Below are 16,743 nucleotides of genomic sequence, written 5' to 3' on the forward strand. Positions count from 1 at the left end.
TCCGGAGACCGAGGCCGGGCGGCATTTTCCAATCCTAATCGCACATCCCATAGATGAATCCGAACCTGTCGAAACGCTGGTTTACCGGCCATCCTACGCGGCCTCCGACCCCCGGGTCTGAGTCTGCCGGTGGCCGACAAAGCGGCGCGGACGAGGTCGGGGCACGATGCTCGAACTGCACGGTATCCCTGTCTCACCTGGTGTGGCAATCGGTCCGGCCTTAGTGCTGGATCCCGATGGCTACAGCATTCCCAGGTGCTATATCGCCGCCGCGGATGTTGCCGACGAATACGATCGTCTGCAACATGCCGTCGATGCCGTCTCGCGCTCTCTGGAAGAGAACCGGCTGCAGACGTCGGCCAAACTGGGCAACCAGACCGGTGACATCTTCGCCGCCCAGCTGCAAATGCTGCACGATCCGCGGCTCTCGGCCGAACTGCGCCGCCGCATCACCGATCACCAGCAATCGGCCGCCTATGCGGTCAGCCAGGTCCTGCACAATTACGCCGACGCCATGCGGCGGCTGAAGAGCTCGCTGTTGGCCGAGCGCGCCGACGACGTGCTGGACATCGAAAAACAATTGCTGCTGGCTCTCGGCGCGGTCACCTCCAACCCGCTGCATAACCTGACCGAGGAAGTCATCATCCTCAGTCACAACCTGACGCCCAGCGAAACGGCCAACCTGGACCGCCACTTCGTCAAAGGCTTCTGCACCGAAACCGGCGGCCCTGGAGGCCATACGGCGATCGTTGCCAAGGGCCTGGAGATGCCGGCGGTGGTCGGGATCGGCGAATTCCTGGACCGCGTTGGCGAAGCGACGCAGGTGATTGTCGATGGCGATCACGGTTGCTTGATCCTCGACCCCGACGAGGAAACGCTGAAGCGCTATCGCACGGGCCAGGAACGCCAACGCGTCTTCGCGCGGCGGCTGGAGGAACTCCGCGACCAACCGGCCGACACCATCGACGGCACACGGATCCGGTTGAATGCGAACATCGAATTCCCTCACGAGGTCGCCTCGTGCCTGGAACGCGGCGCCGACGGGATCGGCTTGTACCGCACCGAGTTTCTGTACCTGTCCAGCGAACAGGAGCCCAGCGAGGAGGACCACTACCAGGCGTACAGCCAGGTTGTTCGCGCCATTGGCGATCGACCGGTCGTGATCCGCACGCTGGACCTGGGCGCGGACAAGATGGGCCATCGACCGCTGGCCGACAACGAACACAACCCCTTTCTGGGTTTGCGAAGCATCCGTCTGTCGCTGAAAAACCAGGACCTGTTCCGTCCGCAATTGCGGGCGGTCCTGCGGGCGGCCGTTCACGGCGACGTGTGGATGATGTTCCCCCTGATCAGCACGCTCAGCGAGCTGCGGCAGGCGCGGATGTTGGTCAATGTCGTGGCCGAGGATCTTTCCGAAGAAGGCATCCCCCATCGCCGGGACATCCCGATCGGCATGATGGTCGAGGTGCCGGCAGCGGTTTTGACGCTGGATCGGTTCGCCAAAGAAGTGGACTTTTTCAGCATCGGAACCAATGATTTGGTGCAGTACACCCTGGCGGTCGACCGCAGCAACGAATACGTCGCCGATCTGTATCAGTCCAGCGACCCGGCCGTGCTGCGGTTGATCGACCACTCGGTCAAGGTCGCCAATGCGGCCAAGGTGCCGGTGGCCGTGTGCGGCGAAATGAGCAGCCGTCCGGCGAGGGCCTTGTTGCTGATCGGCCTGGGCGTCCGCAGTCTAAGCGTGCCGCCCAACGCTCTGCCCAAGGTCAAGAAAGCCATCCGCACGGTCTCGATTCAAGAATGTGAAGAGATTGCCGAGCGGGCCATGACTTTGGAATCGGCCCGCGAGGTCGATATTTATTTGGCCGATCGGCTTCGCGAACTCGTTCCGGAGCTGATCCTGCGATGAACGATACCTCCACCGAACCGCTGCGGATCCGTTTTCAGATCCGCTTTGCCAAAACCGACCTGCTGCGGTGGATCAGCCACCGCGACCTGGCCCGTCTGTGGGAGCGGCTGCTGCGCCGCTCTCGGCTGGAGTTGTCGTTGACCGAAGGCTTTCATCCCAAGCCACGCATCGGCTTTCCGTCGGCCCTGGCACTGGGGATCGAAGGCCACGACGAGGTGGTGGAAATCGATTTGGCCGAAGCGATCTCCGCCGCCGAACTGCTTGATCGGCTGGCCGCTGACGATCAACCGGGCCTGCGCATCTTGAGCGTCGCTCAGGTGCCCGAGGGGCTGCCCAAAGCCAGGCTGAAACGCAGCCACTACAGCGTCCCGATTCCCGAGGGCTTCCCGAGGGCGGACGTCGAAGCGGCGATCGCGAAGATGCGGCAGGTGCAAACCCTGAGCGTCACGCGCAAGAACAAAACAATCACGATCGATGCCGCATCGCAAATCGATGAACTGAACATCGACGATGCGCAGCTGAAGATGGTTATGTCCGCTAGCGACAAAGCGGACCTCAAGCCCACCGACGTGCTGTCGGCGATGGGCCTCAACTCACTGCTCGAAGCGGGTGCATACATCGTGCGTACCCGCGTCGAACTCGAACATACACTCGGACCCGAACACTGTGTCCAATTAGGAATGACTCATGAAAAAAGAGATGTTGATCAATGTCGCCCAACCGGAAGAGAGTCGCATTGCGATTCTTGAAAATGGCCGACTAGACGAACTGTACATCGAACGCGCCAGCCAAGAGACCTACGCCGGCAATATCTACCGCGGCAAGATCGTCAACCTGGAACCCAGTATCCAAGCCGCCTTCGTCGACTTTGGTGTCGGCCGCAACGGCTTCCTGCACATCAGCGACGTCGAACCTCAATATTTCCGCCAAGGTGGATACGATCCCGAAGAGGTGATGCGCGAGTCGGACGAACTGGCGCAGAAAGCCGCCCAGCGGGCCCGCGAGACCGGACGCGGCAACAAGCAAGCCTTCAAAGGCGGCCGGCCGCGCAACAAACCGCCCATCCAGGAAATCTTCAAACGCGGCGACGAAGTCCTGGTGCAGGTCATCAAAGAAGGCATCGGCACCAAAGGACCGACGCTGAGCACCTACATCAGCATCCCCGGCCGCTACCTGGTTCTGATGCCGGCTCTGGGCCGGGTGGGGGTGAGCCGCAAGATCGAAGACGAAGACGATCGCAAACGCCTGCGCCGCTGCATGCTCAACTGCGATCCGCCCAAAGGTCTGGGATTCATCGTCCGCACCGCCGGCGCCGAACGTTCCGAAAAAGAACTCTCCCGCGACCTGGATTACCTGCTGCGATTGTGGAGCTCGATCGTTCGCCGCCTGAAGGAAACCGACCAACCGGGCGTGATCTACGAAGAAAGCGACATGATCATCAAGACCATTCGCGATATCTTCAGCGGCGACATCGACGCGATCTATATCGATGAAAAGGAAGCCTACGAGAAAGCCCGCGACTTCCTCAAACAGGTGATGCCTCGGTTCACCGACCACCTGAAATACTACGAGGACAGCGAGCCGCTGTTCCACAAGTACCACCTGGAAGAGGAAATCGCTCGAATCAATCAGCGTCACGTGCCCCTGCCCGGTGGCGGATCGATCGTGATCGATCCCACCGAAGCGTTGGTGGCCATCGACGTCAACAGCGGCAGTTTCCGCGGCGAGAAATCCGCCGAAGACAACGCCTTCCGCCTAAATATCGCGGCGGCCAAAGAGATCGCGCGGCAGCTACGACTGCGCGACCTGGGCGGCGTGATCGTCAACGACTTCATCGACATGCGCAAAGAATCGCATCGTCGCAAAGTCGAAAACACCCTCCGCGACGCGATGGCCAAAGATCGCGGCCGCACCAAAATCTTGCGTACCAGCCCGTTCGGCCTGGTCGAAATGACCCGCCAACGGATCCGCCCCAGCCTCAAACGCAGCATCTATCAGGACTGCCCCTGCTGCGAAGGCCGCGGCGTGGTCAAGAAGGCGGAGAGCATGAGCATCGAAGTGATTCGCATGCTGTCGCTGGCCTGCCGCAACGAGCACATCGCGCGGGTTACGGTGCGCGTCAACGACGCGGTCGCCGCGGCCATCAACAACAACAAACGCCGCGAGATTGCCGACATGGAAGATCGCGGCAAGATGACCGTGCAGATCCTGGGCAGCGAGGGTTTGTACCCCGAACACCTGGAACTGGACTGCCGCGACGAGCGCGGTGAAAAGGTCGAAATCGACAGCTGAGTGAGAGGTGGTGGAGCCGCCACCCCAGGCTCAGCGTCTGGGGCTACCGCATGTCGCCACAGAGTAGCTCGGCTGTCCCAGCCGAGAACGAGACTGGCGGAATCGCGCAAGCGATTGAGTGTGGTAGCCCCAAAGCGCAAGCCCGGGGAAACGCCGGCGGAACCGCAGAGCGATTGAGTGTGTTAGCCCCAAAGCGCGAGCCCGGGGAAACGCTGCCGGAATCGCAGAGCGATGGCATGTGGTAGCCCCGGGCGCCAGCCCGGGGAAACGCCCGATTTAAACCACGAAGCCCTGGCTGGGCGACATGACGGGACGGCCGCGGAATTTCATGTCGTCCCCCTGGGACTTGCGTGGCATGTGAGCCCGCACCCCAGGCTCGCGCCTGGGGCTACCACATGTCGCCACTCCGTGGCTGCGTGGCTGTCCTTCACAGGCTGGAAGCCGATGCCACAGAGTAGCTCGGCTGTCCCCGCCGAGAACAGGACTGCCGGAATCGCGGAGCGATGGCATGTGGTAGCCCCGGGCGCCAGCCCGGGGAAACGCCGAAATTGAAATCACAAAGCCCTGGCAGGGCGATATGACGGGGCGGCCGCGGAATTTCATGTCGTCCCCCTGGGACTTGCGAGGCATGTGAGCCGGCACCCCAGGCTCGCGTCTGGGGCTACCACATGTCGCCACTCCGTGGCTGGCGGTAGCTACCGCATGTCGCCACTGGGGTGGCTGTTCCTCACAGGCTGGAAGCCGATGCCACAGAGTAGCTCGGCTGTCCCCGCCGAGAACAGGACTGCCGGAATCGCAGAGCGATTGAGTGTGGTAGCCCCAAAGCGCGAGTCCGGGGAAACGCCGCCGGAATCGCAGTGCGATGGCATGTGGTAGCCCCGGGCGCCAGCCCGGGGAAACGCCGAAATTGAAACCACAAAGCCCTGGTAGGGCGACATGACGGGGCGGCCGCGGAAGTCTATGTCGTCCCCCTGGGACTTGCGCGGCATGTGGGCCGCCCGCACCCCAGGCTCGCGCCTGGGGCTACCACATGTCGCCACTGGCGTGGCTGTTCTACACAGGCTGGAAGCCTATGCCACAGAGTTCTTCACAGGCTGGAAGCCTATGCCACAGGGTTCTTCACAGGCTGGAAGCCTATGCCACTGGAGGAGAATTAGTTTGCGACCCACTGCAGCAGATCGTCTTTGGACATCGCGCCGGTCTGCCGTTTGACGACCTCGCCTTGTTCCAGCACGAGTAAGGTGGGCAGGCGTTTGACGCCCATCTGCTTGGCCAGCTTGGGGTGTTCGTCGAAATTGATTTTGACGACGTGCAGCGGCGCTCCTTCGCCGCTGGCGATCAACTCGTCCAAAATCTTTCCCTGAACTTTGCACGGCCCGCACCAATCGGCGTAGAAGTCGACCAGGACGGGTCCCGGAGCGTCGCCCAGAACTTCGCTCAGAGCCTGACCTTTGTTCAGCGTGACCAGGGTGGACGCGGCGGAAATCTGGGCAGAGGCCGGCTGCACAAAACCGGTGGATTCCTCGCCATCGGCGTCAAACCGATACTGTACCGCAGCGGATTCGCCGGGCGACGGTTCGCCGGAAGCGGTCTCGGTTCCCGGTTGCGCGACTTTGGCAGCGGCCAGTGCGTACTCCGATCGCCCGTCCGCTCCAGGGCCGTCCGCTCCAGGGCCGTCCGCACCAGGCCCGACCGCACCAGGCCCGACCGCACCAGGCCCGTCCGCTTCCGGAGCCGACTCGGAGCCTGCATCGGCCTGCGCCAGTCTTTGTTCGTCGTCGCCGCCCGGTCTCTGCCACCACGCCAATCCGCCCGGACCTTTGCAGCCACTCGCAGCGGCCAACGCACCACACAGGACCGCGGTGCGGCCAAACGATAAAACGGGCATAAAATTACTTCAGCGTACGTGTCTTGCTCGCGCGCCGAAGCCATCTTCAGCACCGTATCGCTTTCCTCCTAACGAAAGGAACGCCACGAACGCAAGATCGCTCGTTGCCGCACGAAGCCCCTCGCCGGGCCTGAGCGCCAGACTCTCCCGGCAGAGAGAGTCATGTCTAAAAACATCTCGTGGCCTGCTTAGGAGGCGAATCCCACGGAGATTTCGGGGTTGGTATCGACCTCCAATCCGTCGATCTCCTCGACCAACTCCTGCAGCTCGGCCCGAAACTGCGCGGCGGGCAGGTCTTCGATCCGTTTCATCTGCTCCAAAGCCTTGGGTTGCTTCAGCAGCGGCCCCAATTCCGCTTTCAGCAGTGTGACCTGTTGGTCGGAATAGTAACGAGCGTCGGTATCGGCAATGCCGCCTTCCAGTTCCACGAAGACGCCGACGCGAGCATCCTTGAGGGCAGCCGCCATGGATTGCAGCATCGCTTCGGACATGATCGGTCCGGCCGGCCCGCTTTTGGACGCTTCGGCAAACGGATCGGTCGTCGCCGGCGGTTCGCGGTCGGCCGACTCACCGGCTGGGCTTTTCTGGCTGGGTCTCTGCAAAATCACCAAGCGGTCGTCCTGCAAGCGGAAACGGGTATCGGCCAGCCACTTGGTCGTATTGTCGTTCGCTTTCGCCTCTGCTTCGTCCTCCTCTTCGTCGTCATCACCCAGCTCCAACAGTTCGTCGTGGAGGACCACGTGGTCGATGTCATCGAAAGCAAAGACGACTTCAAACCCTTTCCAACCGTGGGCGTTGGTCTTGCTGACGGCCTGCTGTACACGAACCCCCGGACCGAGCGCCTTAGCGACGCGTTGCAGCTTTGCGTCCGGTGGAGGCGGAACCGTTTCGTCCTCTTCGTCCTTTGACGATTCCGACGAGTCAGCGGAACCGAAGCTGAACAGTTTCGTTTTCTGCTGGTAGCTGCGAACGTGGATCACGCCGCTGCCATCGCGATTGACTTTGACGACCACCGACTCCTCGAAACAACCGATCGAAGCCAAGGTCGCTACGAGCAACACCGCGGTCCACCATCCGTTTTGCCATCCCACCATCGCTCGTCACCTCCGCCAGAAGAGTCAGGAAACCTCAAGGCCTGCGTGAAAAACGCAGTATACCCCCTTTCCCTCTCGCACTCAGCGTTAGCGGTACTCGTACTCAGCGTTAGCGGTACTCGATTCGCTTGGCGGTTCGGGGCTACGGCAGTCTTGGGCTACCGCATGAGTACGCGCGGGGTTTCGAGCACGAGCACGAGTACGAGTAGGAGTAGGAGTAGGAGTAGGAGTAGGAGTAGGAGTAGGAGTAGGAGTAGGAGTAGGAGTAGGAGTAGGAGTAGGAGTAGGAGCACGAACCCTTACAGGCTGGAAGCCCGAGGCCACTTGTTAGCCCGCCGGGCGGCACAGTTGGCCGGGCCCCGTGTCGTCACCGGACCTGCTCGCCGCAACGATCCAATCTCTGGCGAGCTCAGCTCCCCTGGAACGCGCGGGTTCAGGCAAGCGACTCTTCTTCACTCAGCATGATCGGTTCTCGAGCGATCACCGTGGGCACGACGGCGACGCTGTCCACTTGACTACAGCGGCGGATGTCGTCGCCCATCCCGACGCGTTGCAGGTTGCGTCCGCCCTGCGAATCGGCCAGCCGCTCGGCGACCCGTTCAGCCAGCTCGCCGCCGGTCGCGCTTCCACAACCGGCCCTCCACAGCTCGGCGGCCAAGCGGGCTTCGTCGTTCTCCAGCGTGGCTCCCTGACGGTCGCGGCAGCGGGCGGCCAACGCTCCGGCCAACAGGACATCTTCCCCCGTGATCGCTCCGTCGGTCCCCGCACACAGCACATGCACTGCCGTCCGGTCGCGGATCCGCTGCGCGACCGCGGAGAGGTTCAAGAACGAAGCGGCAACGACGTGCTGGAAATTCGCTGCCGCGGCGAGGGCCCGGGTGCCGTTGGTGGTGGTCATGGCCAAGGTACGGTTCTGGACCTTCGACACGGTGTATTCCGCTGGCGAATTGCCCAGGTCGAATCCGTCGATGGGCTGGCAGTGGCGTTCGCCGCACAACAACGGACGCTGGCGGTGGTCCGCTTCGCCCGCGGCCCACTGCCGAGCCGCTTCGACGCTTTCGAAGGTCACAAACCGCCGTGCGCCGCTGGCCAAAGCCGCCGACATCACGCTGGTGGCTCGCAGGACATCCACCACGATGGCGGTCGCGGCGGCCGGGTCCAGCCCCACAGGCAGGCGATGGCTGGGTAAAAAAGAGACGGTCAATCGCATACGTCGGCTCGGCGGATCAAAAGGGGGTACCGCTTGCACTCCCAGGGCTTGTCGGAAACCGTTAGATTAAAACTCACGGTTCCTCGTTTTTTTCCCATCGGCAAACGGACTTATGTCGCGGCCTTCCACGCTTCCGTCAGCATCGACGTACCTCGCTCGCTTCGGCCTGTCCAGCTTTCGCCCCGGTCAGGAGGAGGTCGTGGACACGGTGCTGGAAGGCCAGGACGTATTGTGCGTGATGCCCACCGGTGGCGGCAAGAGCCTGTGTTATCAGTTGCCCAGTGTGATCAAGGAAGGCACGACGCTGGTCGTTTCGCCGTTGATCGCGCTGATGAAGGATCAGGTCGACGCCCTGAAGCAGCGGGGCATTCCGGCCGCCCTGCTGAACAGTACGCTGTCCGGCGGCGAACAGGCCGACGTGATGCGGAATATGGCCGAGGGCCGCTATGCGATGGTGTACGTCGCGCCGGAACGGCTGCGAAACCGGCACTTCCAGGACGCGGTGCGAACGGCCAACGTGTCGCTGTTGGCCGTCGACGAGGCTCACTGCATCAGTGAATGGGGACATGACTTTCGTCCCGATTATGCCCGGCTGGGCGGCTTTCGCGAGCGGTATCTGAACAACGTTCAAACCATCGCCCTGACCGCCACGGCCACCCCCACGGTCCGCGACGACATCCAGTCGTTGCTACAGATGCGCCAGCCGCGTTGCTTTGTCACCGGATTCGCCCGCGAAAACCTGTACTTCGGCGTTACGCACACCAAAGGGGACCGCGAAAAAGACGACGCGGTGCTGGCTTACCTGAAACAACAGGAGGGCTCGGGCATCATCTACGCGGCGACTCGGCGGCGCTGCGAAGAACTGGCCGAGTGGCTTCCCGAACGACTCGGGCGCCGCGTCGGCGTGTACCACGCCGGCCTGGACGGCCAACAACGCCAGGACGTCCAAGAGGCGTTCATGAGCGGCGAATTGTCGGCGATCGTGGCCACCAATGCGTTCGGGATGGGCATCGACAAATCGGACCTGCGCTACGTCATCCACTACAACATGCCGGGCAGCCTGGAGGCCTACTACCAGGAGGCGGGCCGCGCCGGCCGCGATGGTCTGCCCAGCGAATGTCGCTTGTTCTTCGCCTACTCCGATCGCTACGTCCAAGAATTTTTTATCGAGAACCGTTATCCCAGCGAGGAAACGGTGCGGGACGTTTATCGGTACCTGCTGTCGCGTCCGGAAGACCCCATCGAATTAACTTTGCTGCAGGTCAAAGAGGCCCTGGGTGGAAAGATTTCGGCCGAATCGGTGGGCACCGCCGAGGCGCTGTTGGCTCGAGCCGGCGTCCTCAAACGCCTGGACAGCAGCGCCAATCACGCCATCATCCGGCTCGACAGCAATCTTCCCACGTTGCAGGACCTGCTGCCGCGCGAAGCCAAGATCCGCCGCAAGGTGATGGCCGCTTGCGAGAAAGTAGTGGGCTCGCGTCGCCACGAAGACGTCTACGTTCGGCCCAACCGGCTGGCCGAGATCGCCGGGTTGGAACGGGAACAACTGGCGCGGTCGCTGCGCGAATTAACTCGCCTGCAAGCCTTTGATTACGTGCCGCCGTTTCGCGGCCGGGCGGTGCACTTCCTGCGACGCGACCTGCCGTTTGAAGAGCTGGAGATCGATTTCGATGAACTCGCCCGGCGCAAGGCGGCGGAATACGAGAAACTGGAAGCCGTGGTGTCCTTCGCCCGCAACGGTCGCTGCCGGCAACTAGCGATTTTGGATTACTTTGGCGATCCCAACGCCCAGCGCTGCGGCAATTGCGACCTGTGCCGCCCCGGGCAATCGCCCCTCGCCGGCGGAGCCGCGACAACCGATCGCAAACTCAGCAGTGGCGTCGACATCCAAGGCGTCAACAAAGAATTCCTGACCCGCGGCATCCGCATCGCGCTGAGCGGACTGGCGCGGATGCACGGGCGATTCGGCAAACTGATGGTCGCCCAAATGCTGTGCGGTTCGCAGAACAAAAAGATGCAGCAGTGGAAGCTGAATCGCTTGAGCACCTACGGGATGCTGAGCGGTTTGAAGCAGAATCAGGTCAGCGAGGTGCTGGACGTGATCTGCGACGCCGGGCTGGCCGAGCAGATCGAGGTGGACGAACGGCGGCCGACGATTCGGCTGAGCCCCCTGGGCCAGGAGGTCATGAAGGGCCAGGCCATCGTCCCGCCGTCCCTGCGATTGCCCTTTCCGCTGGCCAAGCGGTTGGCCGCGTGCGCCGCGGCGCACGAGTCGGGCGACATGCCCCAAAGGGATATCGCCGAAGCCGACGAGCCGGGCGAACAATCCGGCGGTTCGGCGTCCGACGGCGGTGGTGCGGCCCCACACCCGGAGGTGCTGGCGAAATTGAAGAGTTGGCGCCGCAAGGTCACCGCGGCCCTGGGCATCCCCGCCTTCCGCGTGCTGTCCAATGCCACGATGGAACGCGTCGCCACGGAGCGACCGACGGACACCGAACAACTGGCCGCAATCAAGGGCATCGGACCGGCGACGATCGAGCAGTTCGGTTACGATATCGTCGAGATGATCGCGGCGGTGACCAGCGATCCGGACAGCTCGGCCGAGACGCCAGAAGCCACTACCGCCGATCCGCAGGCCCCGCCCGCGGCGACCGGCCCCGCCCCGCCCGCCGATCCGCAGGCCCCGCCCGCGGCCCCCTCGGCTCCGGCCGACGCCTCCGCGCCGGCCGCCGCTGCTGGCGGGCCTTCCGCGTCGCCGCAGCCGGATTTCTATTGGACTTGGCGGCTCTTTTCCGACGGCTACAGTATGCAAGACGTGGCTCAGATCCGTCGTGTCAGCGAGTCCACGATCCTGGCGGATTTGTTGGCCGCCGGCGATGCCGGTCGTCCGCTGCACCTGCACTGGGTGGCCGACGAAGCCCAGCGTGAAGCCTTGCAGAGCCGGCAGGACCCGTCCGGCGAAGGGGGTGCGACCGCGCTCGAAGACATGGATCCTCAGTTGTTAGAAATCGCCCGGCGAGCTCGGTAGCGGCATTGTGTCCCGCCGTCCCGTGCCGTGTGGGACCGCGGTTAGCCAGGTCGCAAGAACCCCGTTACAATCGGCGGTAAACACCGCCACGCTGATGAACGAGCCTGCTCCGCAAATCAGCCCCCCGACGAACTAAATGCCTTTTTTTGGAGCCGCGAGAACGCTGTAATGGAGAACACCCCGGAAAAACGACGCAATGGCGAAGAGGGCGGTGGCGGAGGTCGACGGGGCAATAATGCGCTGTTGTTGCTGCTGGTCTTCGCTTCGGTCCTGGCGATCATGTACTTCAATCGCGGGACCCCCCGGTCGCAGATCAGCTACAGTTTCTTCTCCAAAGAATTGGCTCGCGGCAACATCGAATCGGTCCAAATCGGCACCACTTATGTGCTGGGCCGCTTCAAAACCCCTCCGCTGCCCGAATCCGAACCCGGGGCTCCGGCCGCCGACGCCGATACGGCCGCAGAGGGCGACCAACCCAAGCCGCTGCTGAAAGAGTTTCGCTTTGAACGGTTGCCCGATGACGGCTCGATCACCGAACTGAAGGATGAACTGCTCAGCAAAGGGGTGCACGTCGAGGGGATCCCCAAGGACAACACCTACGACATCCTCTCGTTCATCATGATCCTGGCGTTGCCGCTGGTGATCATCGGCTTTTTCATCTACACCCTGCGGCGTAGTCGCGGCGAGATGATGGGAGGCGGTTTCCTGTCGGGCTTCAGCAAAAGTCCCGCCAAACGGTTTGAGAAATCCGAACAGGCCATCACCTTTAAGGACGTGGCCGGCCTGGAAGGCGTCAAAGCGGACCTGCAGGAAATCGTCGACTTCCTCAAAAGCCCCGAGAAATTCCAGAAACTCGGCGGCCGCGTTCCCAAGGGTGTGCTGCTGAATGGTCCGCCGGGAACGGGCAAGACCCTCTTGGCTCGCGCGGTCGCAGGCGAGGCCGAAGTGCCCTATTTTTCGGTTAACGGTTCGGAATTCATCCAGATGTTCGTCGGCGTCGGTGCCAGCCGCGTCCGCGATCTGTTCCGCACGGCCAAGGAATCCAGTCCGGCGATTATCTTCATCGACGAAATCGATGCGGTGGGTCGCCAGCGTGGCGCCGGCCTCGGTGGCGGGCACGACGAACGGGAACAGACCCTGAACCAGATCCTCAGCGAGATGGACGGTTTCAGCCCCAGCCAGGCAGTGATCGTGATCGCCGCGACCAACCGTCCGGACGTCCTGGACCCGGCCCTGCTGCGCCCCGGCCGTTTCGACCGGCACGTCACCGTGGGCCGCCCCACCCTGAAAGGCCGCGAAGAGATCTTCAAGGTCCACGTTCGCGACGTCCCGTTGGCCGAGGATGTCGACCTGCATCGCTTGGCGGCCGGGACGGTGGGTCTGACCGGCGCCGATATCCGCAACATGGTCAACGAAGCCGCCCTGTGGGCCGCCCGTGGCAACAAGAAAGCCGTGGACATGAGCGATTTCGAATACGCTCGTGACAAGATCCTGATGGGTGCCAAGCGCGAAGAGGTACTGCAGGAATCGGAGAAAGAAAAAACCGCCTACCACGAAGCCGGCCACACCCTGACGGCGTGGCATCTGGACGGCGCGAACATCGTCCACAAGGTGACGATTATCCCTCGCGGCCGTGCCCTGGGCGTCACCCAGTACATCCCGTCGGAGGATCGGCTGAGTATCTCCAAGCACGAACTGGAGCACCAATTGATCGTCCTGCTGGGCGGCCGAGCGGCCGAACAGTTGGTCTACGGCGAGATGACCGTGGGAGCGGAAAACGATCTGGAACGCGCCAGTAATATCGCCCGCCGGATGGTGACCCACTGGGGGATGAGCGAGAAACTGGGGCCGGTCAGTTACAAGATGTCCGACGACGATCCGTTCCTGGGCCGCGAGATGCACAAGTCCCGAACGTTCAGTGAACACACGCAGGAAATGATCGACGAGGAAGTCCACAAGATCTTGACCGAAGCCGACAAGGCCGCACAGGATCTGCTGACCAAACACCGCGATCAACTCGAAGCCGTCTCACGGGCGCTGCTGGAACGCGAAGAATTGAGCGAAGCGGAATTGACCGAGATCCTTGGTCTGTCCATTCAAGCTCGCCAGCGCGAAGAAAATGGCAAAGTGAAGCCCGAAACCGTGTTGGCGCCCGAAAGCGCCTCGGAACACAGTCCGGGCCCGGCCGTCAATCGTGAAGACCCGGCCGTCAATCGCGAAGACCCGGCCGTCAACCGCGAAGACGCAGGGCACTGATGGCTGGCAAGAAGCGAGGCAAGGACCAGCGTAAGGTCCGCGCGGAGTTTCGCAAGAAGCATCAGGGTCGGGTTCGTAACAGCGATCTGACGCGTGAGTTTAAACAGGGCGATGGGCATTCCATCGAAGACCTGGTGCAGAACGAACGCGTCAGTGGCAAAGGCGAACTGACACGCCACCGCACCATCATCGGTGCCACCGCCGCACCCGAAGACGCGGCCGGCCTGAACGTTCACCTGGACGTGGACGAGTCGCTGGTGATGGGACGCGTGCTGAGCGTCCATGGGTTGCAAAGCCGAGTCATGACCGACCAGGGCCAGGTGGTCGAATGCGCCGTGCGGCAATTGCTCAAATCGCTTTCGACCGACCAGCGACACGTGGTCGTCGCCGGCGACCGGGTGGCCATCCGGACCGATGGCGAGAGTGCGGGGATGATCGAACGCATCGAACCTCGTCGCACCCAACTGTCTCGCACCAGCAAGGGCCGCCAGCACGTGATCGTGGCGAACTGCGATTACCTGTTGATCGTTGCCAGCGCCGTCCAGCCGGCGCTGAAACCCAACTTGATCGATCGCTTTCTGCTGACCGCCGAACAGTTCGACATTCAACCGGTGGTCTGCATCAACAAGGCCGACCTGGTCGATACCGCGGTCCTCCAGCCGATGCTGGGCGTGTATGCCCAACTGGGTTATCGAGCGCTGCTGACGTCGGCCGAAACCGGCCAGGGAATCGACTTCTTGCAGGCACTGGTTCAAAACAGCCAGACCGTCGTGGCCGGCCAGAGCGGCGTGGGCAAAAGCAGTCTGCTGAACGCGATCGAACCGGGACTGGGCCTGCGCGTCGGTCAGGTCAGCCACGAGAACGACAAGGGCAAACACACCACAACCGCCGCCCAATTAATTCCGCTGGAGTGTGGCGGTTTTGTGGTCGACACCCCGGGAATCCGCCAGTTTCAACTGTGGGACATTACGGCCAGCGAAGTCGGCGGGTTGATGCGCGATTTGCGACCCTACGTCGATGGGTGCCGTTTTCCCGATTGTCGGCACATCAATGAACACGACTGCGCGGTCAAGGACGCGGTGGCCGACGGCCGCATCGACGCGCGGCGCTATGACGCTTACTGCCAGATCGTCGCGGACCTGGAACCCTGACCTACCAACACAGTTCCTGGGGAAAGAACTCGTCGATCAATTCCTGGTAGTAAGGGCGCAGGCCCGCCACGTCGGGCGCTCGGTGACTCTTGGTATACAGGTCATAGGGATTGAAAGCTCGCACCCACCGAAACAGCCGCTCGTCACGCTCGTCCATCAAATGACGATAGGCCCCTTCGCGGTGGGCCGCGTAGAACGAGTGGTAGCGGATCATGTACAGAGCTTCGTCGGGTAGGTGGTCGCGAACCACGTGGTACAAGTACTCGTCGTGTCCCCAGGACATCAGCACCTGGTCCAGTCCGCCGGCCGGCGAATAGATCCCGCATTCACTGCGGTAACGCGAGTCGTTCCAGTCTGGGTTTTCGCGAAAGAACTCGGCAAATACCACTCGGTCGCTGAAGGCACAGCCCACCGGAAACGTGTCGCCCACGACGGCCCACTGCGGTTCGCCAAACAGGCACAGGATCTTGCCCAGATCGTGAATCAATCCGGTCAGAATGAACCACCGCGGATGGCCGTCCGCCCGAATCGCTTCGGCGGTCTGCAAGAGGTGTTCGATCTGCGATAGTTCGGTATCCGGATCGCTCTCATCGACCAACGTGTTGAGAAACTCCAACGCCTCCCAGACGCTCATCCGACGTTGTTCGAGAGCTAGGTACTTGCGACGCTGCTGCCGCACAAAATCGACTGTCTGGTAGCGATGATTCAAACGATAGAAGTCCCTCACCCGGGCGGGGGCAGAATCGCCGTAGTCGCGAAACGCGCCGGTCTGTTTCCCCCCGCCGCCCGCTGCGATCGCCTCCGCCACGGGCGCTTCACCCGCTTGGCGATCACCTGCGGCCGATGGGTCGGGATAGCGTCGGAGCAGATCCTCCTCCCACTCGTCCAAGTCACGCAGCGGTCGAGCATCCTTGTTCATGATTGACGGTCCTCATCGGGGGGCACAGCACGTCAGGGGGGCACAGCGCATCGGGGAAGCACGTCAGGGGGCAATTAGCCCCGTCGAGGCATTTTGCCCCGCCGACAGCCGCCGATCACGGAGGGCGGGAAACACGCTGAAAACAAATTTTACCAGCGTTTTGCGGTGATCTCTACGTCGCGACGGCGGTTATTACTAAGCGGCATGGGGCTTGCGTTAGTAGTACCACCGACGCCGAATACTGCAAACGGCATTCGTTCTTATCCTGCCACCGCGTGCTGGCTAAAACAGCGATCGCAAACCTTGCGTGGCAGCGTCTATATACGGAGGGAGAGTCTGCATGATTGCCAGACCTGACGGTTTTTCAGACGAAGGCGACCAGGAGAAAGGGGTACCGAGCCCGACGCCGAAGGAGATCCGCAAACGCGCCAAAGCGATCCGTAAGAAATGGAGCCCCCGAACACGCACCAGGCGACGAGTCAGCGGGGCCCCGAAATGGAACGTACCGCGAATCCAGCTGGACCTCCCCGAGGAAAGTCCAGAGTAGCTCGGCGGTCCTCAGCCGAGAATCACCGCGTGAAGGCGGGTGGGTCGCTGGCCGGAAAGGACTCACTGCTGGCTTCGTCGACCTGATCGACCACGCCATGAGCCGGATCGAAGGTTTCACCGGTGGGTTGCTGGCCGGTCGGCTGTTGGCCCGCAGGCTGCTGGGCGGGGCGGTCTTCGTTACCCGCGGCCGCGGTACCGGAAGCACTGCTGACGTCGTCCCCATCGCGCCAACGGACGGCCAGTTGAGCCACCTGCCGCACGCGGTGCAGCAGTTCGGGATAGTCCCCCGGAGGATCTTGTCCGCAGAACTGCTCGGTATCCGACTTGATGGTCGCACCTCCCTTTCCCTCCTCGAGATGCTTTTCGGCGCACGTTTCCAAACGGCGGCACAGATCGTTCCATTCGTTTTGCAACCAGTCATTAGACATATCTAAATCCTCGCTA

General features: G+C 62.4%; 11 protein-coding genes. 6 read left to right on the forward strand and 5 right to left on the reverse strand.

Annotated elements, in window-relative coordinates; all coding sequences use genetic code 11:
- Positions 1 to 166 precede the first annotated feature (166 nt).
- The 3 genes from ptsP to GE027_RS01845 are packed head-to-tail and all read left to right on the forward strand — an operon-like array spanning position 167 to position 4,204.
- Entirely contained in the window at positions 167 to 1,912 is a 1,746-nt protein-coding gene (gene ptsP / locus GE027_RS01835) for a phosphoenolpyruvate--protein phosphotransferase (protein WP_153555470.1), read from the forward strand.
- A complete protein-coding gene (locus GE027_RS01840; protein WP_153555471.1) occupies positions 1,909 to 2,661 on the forward strand; it encodes a TIGR03936 family radical SAM-associated protein in 753 nt (250 codons plus the stop codon). Before ptsP ends, GE027_RS01840 begins: the two co-directional genes overlap by 4 nt.
- On the forward strand, positions 2,600 to 4,204 hold the full coding sequence (locus GE027_RS01845) for an Rne/Rng family ribonuclease (RefSeq protein ID WP_153555472.1): 1,605 nt from the start codon (positions 2,600 to 2,602) through the stop codon (positions 4,202 to 4,204). The genes GE027_RS01840 and GE027_RS01845 overlap by 62 nt, the downstream gene beginning before the upstream one ends.
- Before the next feature lie 1,153 nt (positions 4,205 to 5,357).
- On the opposite strand, the gene GE027_RS22990 is transcribed toward GE027_RS01845, so the two are convergent.
- The 3 genes from GE027_RS22990 to GE027_RS01865 all read right to left on the reverse strand — a co-directional run bounded on the left by GE027_RS22990 (position 5,358) and on the right by GE027_RS01865 (position 8,396).
- Positions 5,358 to 6,092, reverse strand: a complete 735-nt coding sequence (locus tag GE027_RS22990; protein ID WP_153555473.1) for a thioredoxin family protein — start codon at positions 6,090 to 6,092, stop codon at positions 5,358 to 5,360.
- Between the two features lie 188 nt (positions 6,093 to 6,280).
- Positions 6,281 to 7,186: a hypothetical protein gene (locus GE027_RS01855; protein ID WP_153555474.1), complete on the reverse strand. Its 906-nt coding sequence runs from the start codon at positions 7,184 to 7,186 to the stop codon at positions 6,281 to 6,283.
- 433 nt (positions 7,187 to 7,619) lie between these two features.
- Positions 7,620 to 8,396 carry a 2-phosphosulfolactate phosphatase gene (locus tag GE027_RS01865; RefSeq protein WP_153555476.1) on the reverse strand — a complete coding sequence of 259 codons (777 nt, stop codon included), beginning with the start codon at positions 8,394 to 8,396 and terminating at the stop codon, positions 7,620 to 7,622.
- Between the two features lie 112 nt (positions 8,397 to 8,508).
- Here GE027_RS01865 and GE027_RS01870 point away from each other — a divergent pair, with 112 nt between their 5' ends.
- The 3 genes from GE027_RS01870 (at position 8,509) to rsgA (ending at position 14,831) form a co-directional block, all read left to right on the forward strand.
- A complete protein-coding gene (locus GE027_RS01870) occupies positions 8,509 to 11,424 on the forward strand; it encodes an ATP-dependent DNA helicase RecQ (RefSeq protein ID WP_153555477.1) in 2,916 nt (971 codons plus the stop codon).
- A 168-nt stretch (positions 11,425 to 11,592) separates the two neighbouring features.
- On the forward strand, positions 11,593 to 13,680 hold the full coding sequence (gene ftsH / locus GE027_RS01875; RefSeq protein ID WP_153555478.1) for an ATP-dependent zinc metalloprotease FtsH: 2,088 nt from the start codon (positions 11,593 to 11,595) through the stop codon (positions 13,678 to 13,680).
- A complete protein-coding gene (gene rsgA, locus GE027_RS01880; protein WP_153555479.1) occupies positions 13,680 to 14,831 on the forward strand; it encodes a ribosome small subunit-dependent GTPase A in 1,152 nt (383 codons plus the stop codon). The genes ftsH and rsgA overlap by 1 nt, the downstream gene beginning before the upstream one ends.
- Before the next feature lies 1 nt (position 14,832).
- Here the strand turns inward: rsgA and GE027_RS01885 are convergent, their stop codons facing one another.
- Together GE027_RS01885 and GE027_RS01890 are read right to left on the reverse strand one after the other, a co-directional pair.
- Positions 14,833 to 15,750: an inositol oxygenase family protein gene (locus GE027_RS01885; protein WP_153555480.1), complete on the reverse strand. Its 918-nt coding sequence runs from the start codon at positions 15,748 to 15,750 to the stop codon at positions 14,833 to 14,835.
- A gap of 569 nt (positions 15,751 to 16,319) precedes the next feature.
- Entirely contained in the window at positions 16,320 to 16,727 is a 408-nt protein-coding gene (locus GE027_RS01890; protein ID WP_153555481.1) for a hypothetical protein, read from the reverse strand.
- Positions 16,728 to 16,743: the final 16 nt, after the last annotated feature.

The sequence above is a fragment of the Roseimaritima sediminicola genome, from assembly GCF_009618275.1.
Taxonomy (GTDB): Bacteria; Planctomycetota; Planctomycetia; order Pirellulales; family Pirellulaceae; genus Roseimaritima; species Roseimaritima sediminicola.

What these genes read in the sequence shown, in the direction of transcription:
- ptsP (WP_153555470.1), top strand. Translation starts at nt 167, where the DNA reads ATGCTCGAACTGCACGGTATCCCTGTCTCACCTGGTGTGGCAATCGGT.
- GE027_RS01840 (WP_153555471.1), top strand. Translation starts at nt 1,909, where the DNA reads ATGAACGATACCTCCACCGAACCGCTGCGGATCCGTTTTCAGATCCGC.
- GE027_RS01845 (WP_153555472.1), top strand. Translation starts at nt 2,600, where the DNA reads ATGAAAAAAGAGATGTTGATCAATGTCGCCCAACCGGAAGAGAGTCGC.
- GE027_RS22990 (WP_153555473.1), bottom strand. Translation starts at nt 6,092, where the DNA reads ATGCCCGTTTTATCGTTTGGCCGCACCGCGGTCCTGTGTGGTGCGTTG.
- GE027_RS01855 (WP_153555474.1), bottom strand. Translation starts at nt 7,186, where the DNA reads ATGGTGGGATGGCAAAACGGATGGTGGACCGCGGTGTTGCTCGTAGCG.
- GE027_RS01865 (WP_153555476.1), bottom strand. Translation starts at nt 8,396, where the DNA reads ATGCGATTGACCGTCTCTTTTTTACCCAGCCATCGCCTGCCTGTGGGG.
- GE027_RS01870 (WP_153555477.1), top strand. Translation starts at nt 8,509, where the DNA reads ATGTCGCGGCCTTCCACGCTTCCGTCAGCATCGACGTACCTCGCTCGC.
- ftsH (WP_153555478.1), top strand. Translation starts at nt 11,593, where the DNA reads ATGGAGAACACCCCGGAAAAACGACGCAATGGCGAAGAGGGCGGTGGC.
- rsgA (WP_153555479.1), top strand. Translation starts at nt 13,680, where the DNA reads ATGGCTGGCAAGAAGCGAGGCAAGGACCAGCGTAAGGTCCGCGCGGAG.
- GE027_RS01885 (WP_153555480.1), bottom strand. Translation starts at nt 15,750, where the DNA reads ATGAACAAGGATGCTCGACCGCTGCGTGACTTGGACGAGTGGGAGGAG.
- GE027_RS01890 (WP_153555481.1), bottom strand. Translation starts at nt 16,727, where the DNA reads ATGTCTAATGACTGGTTGCAAAACGAATGGAACGATCTGTGCCGCCGT.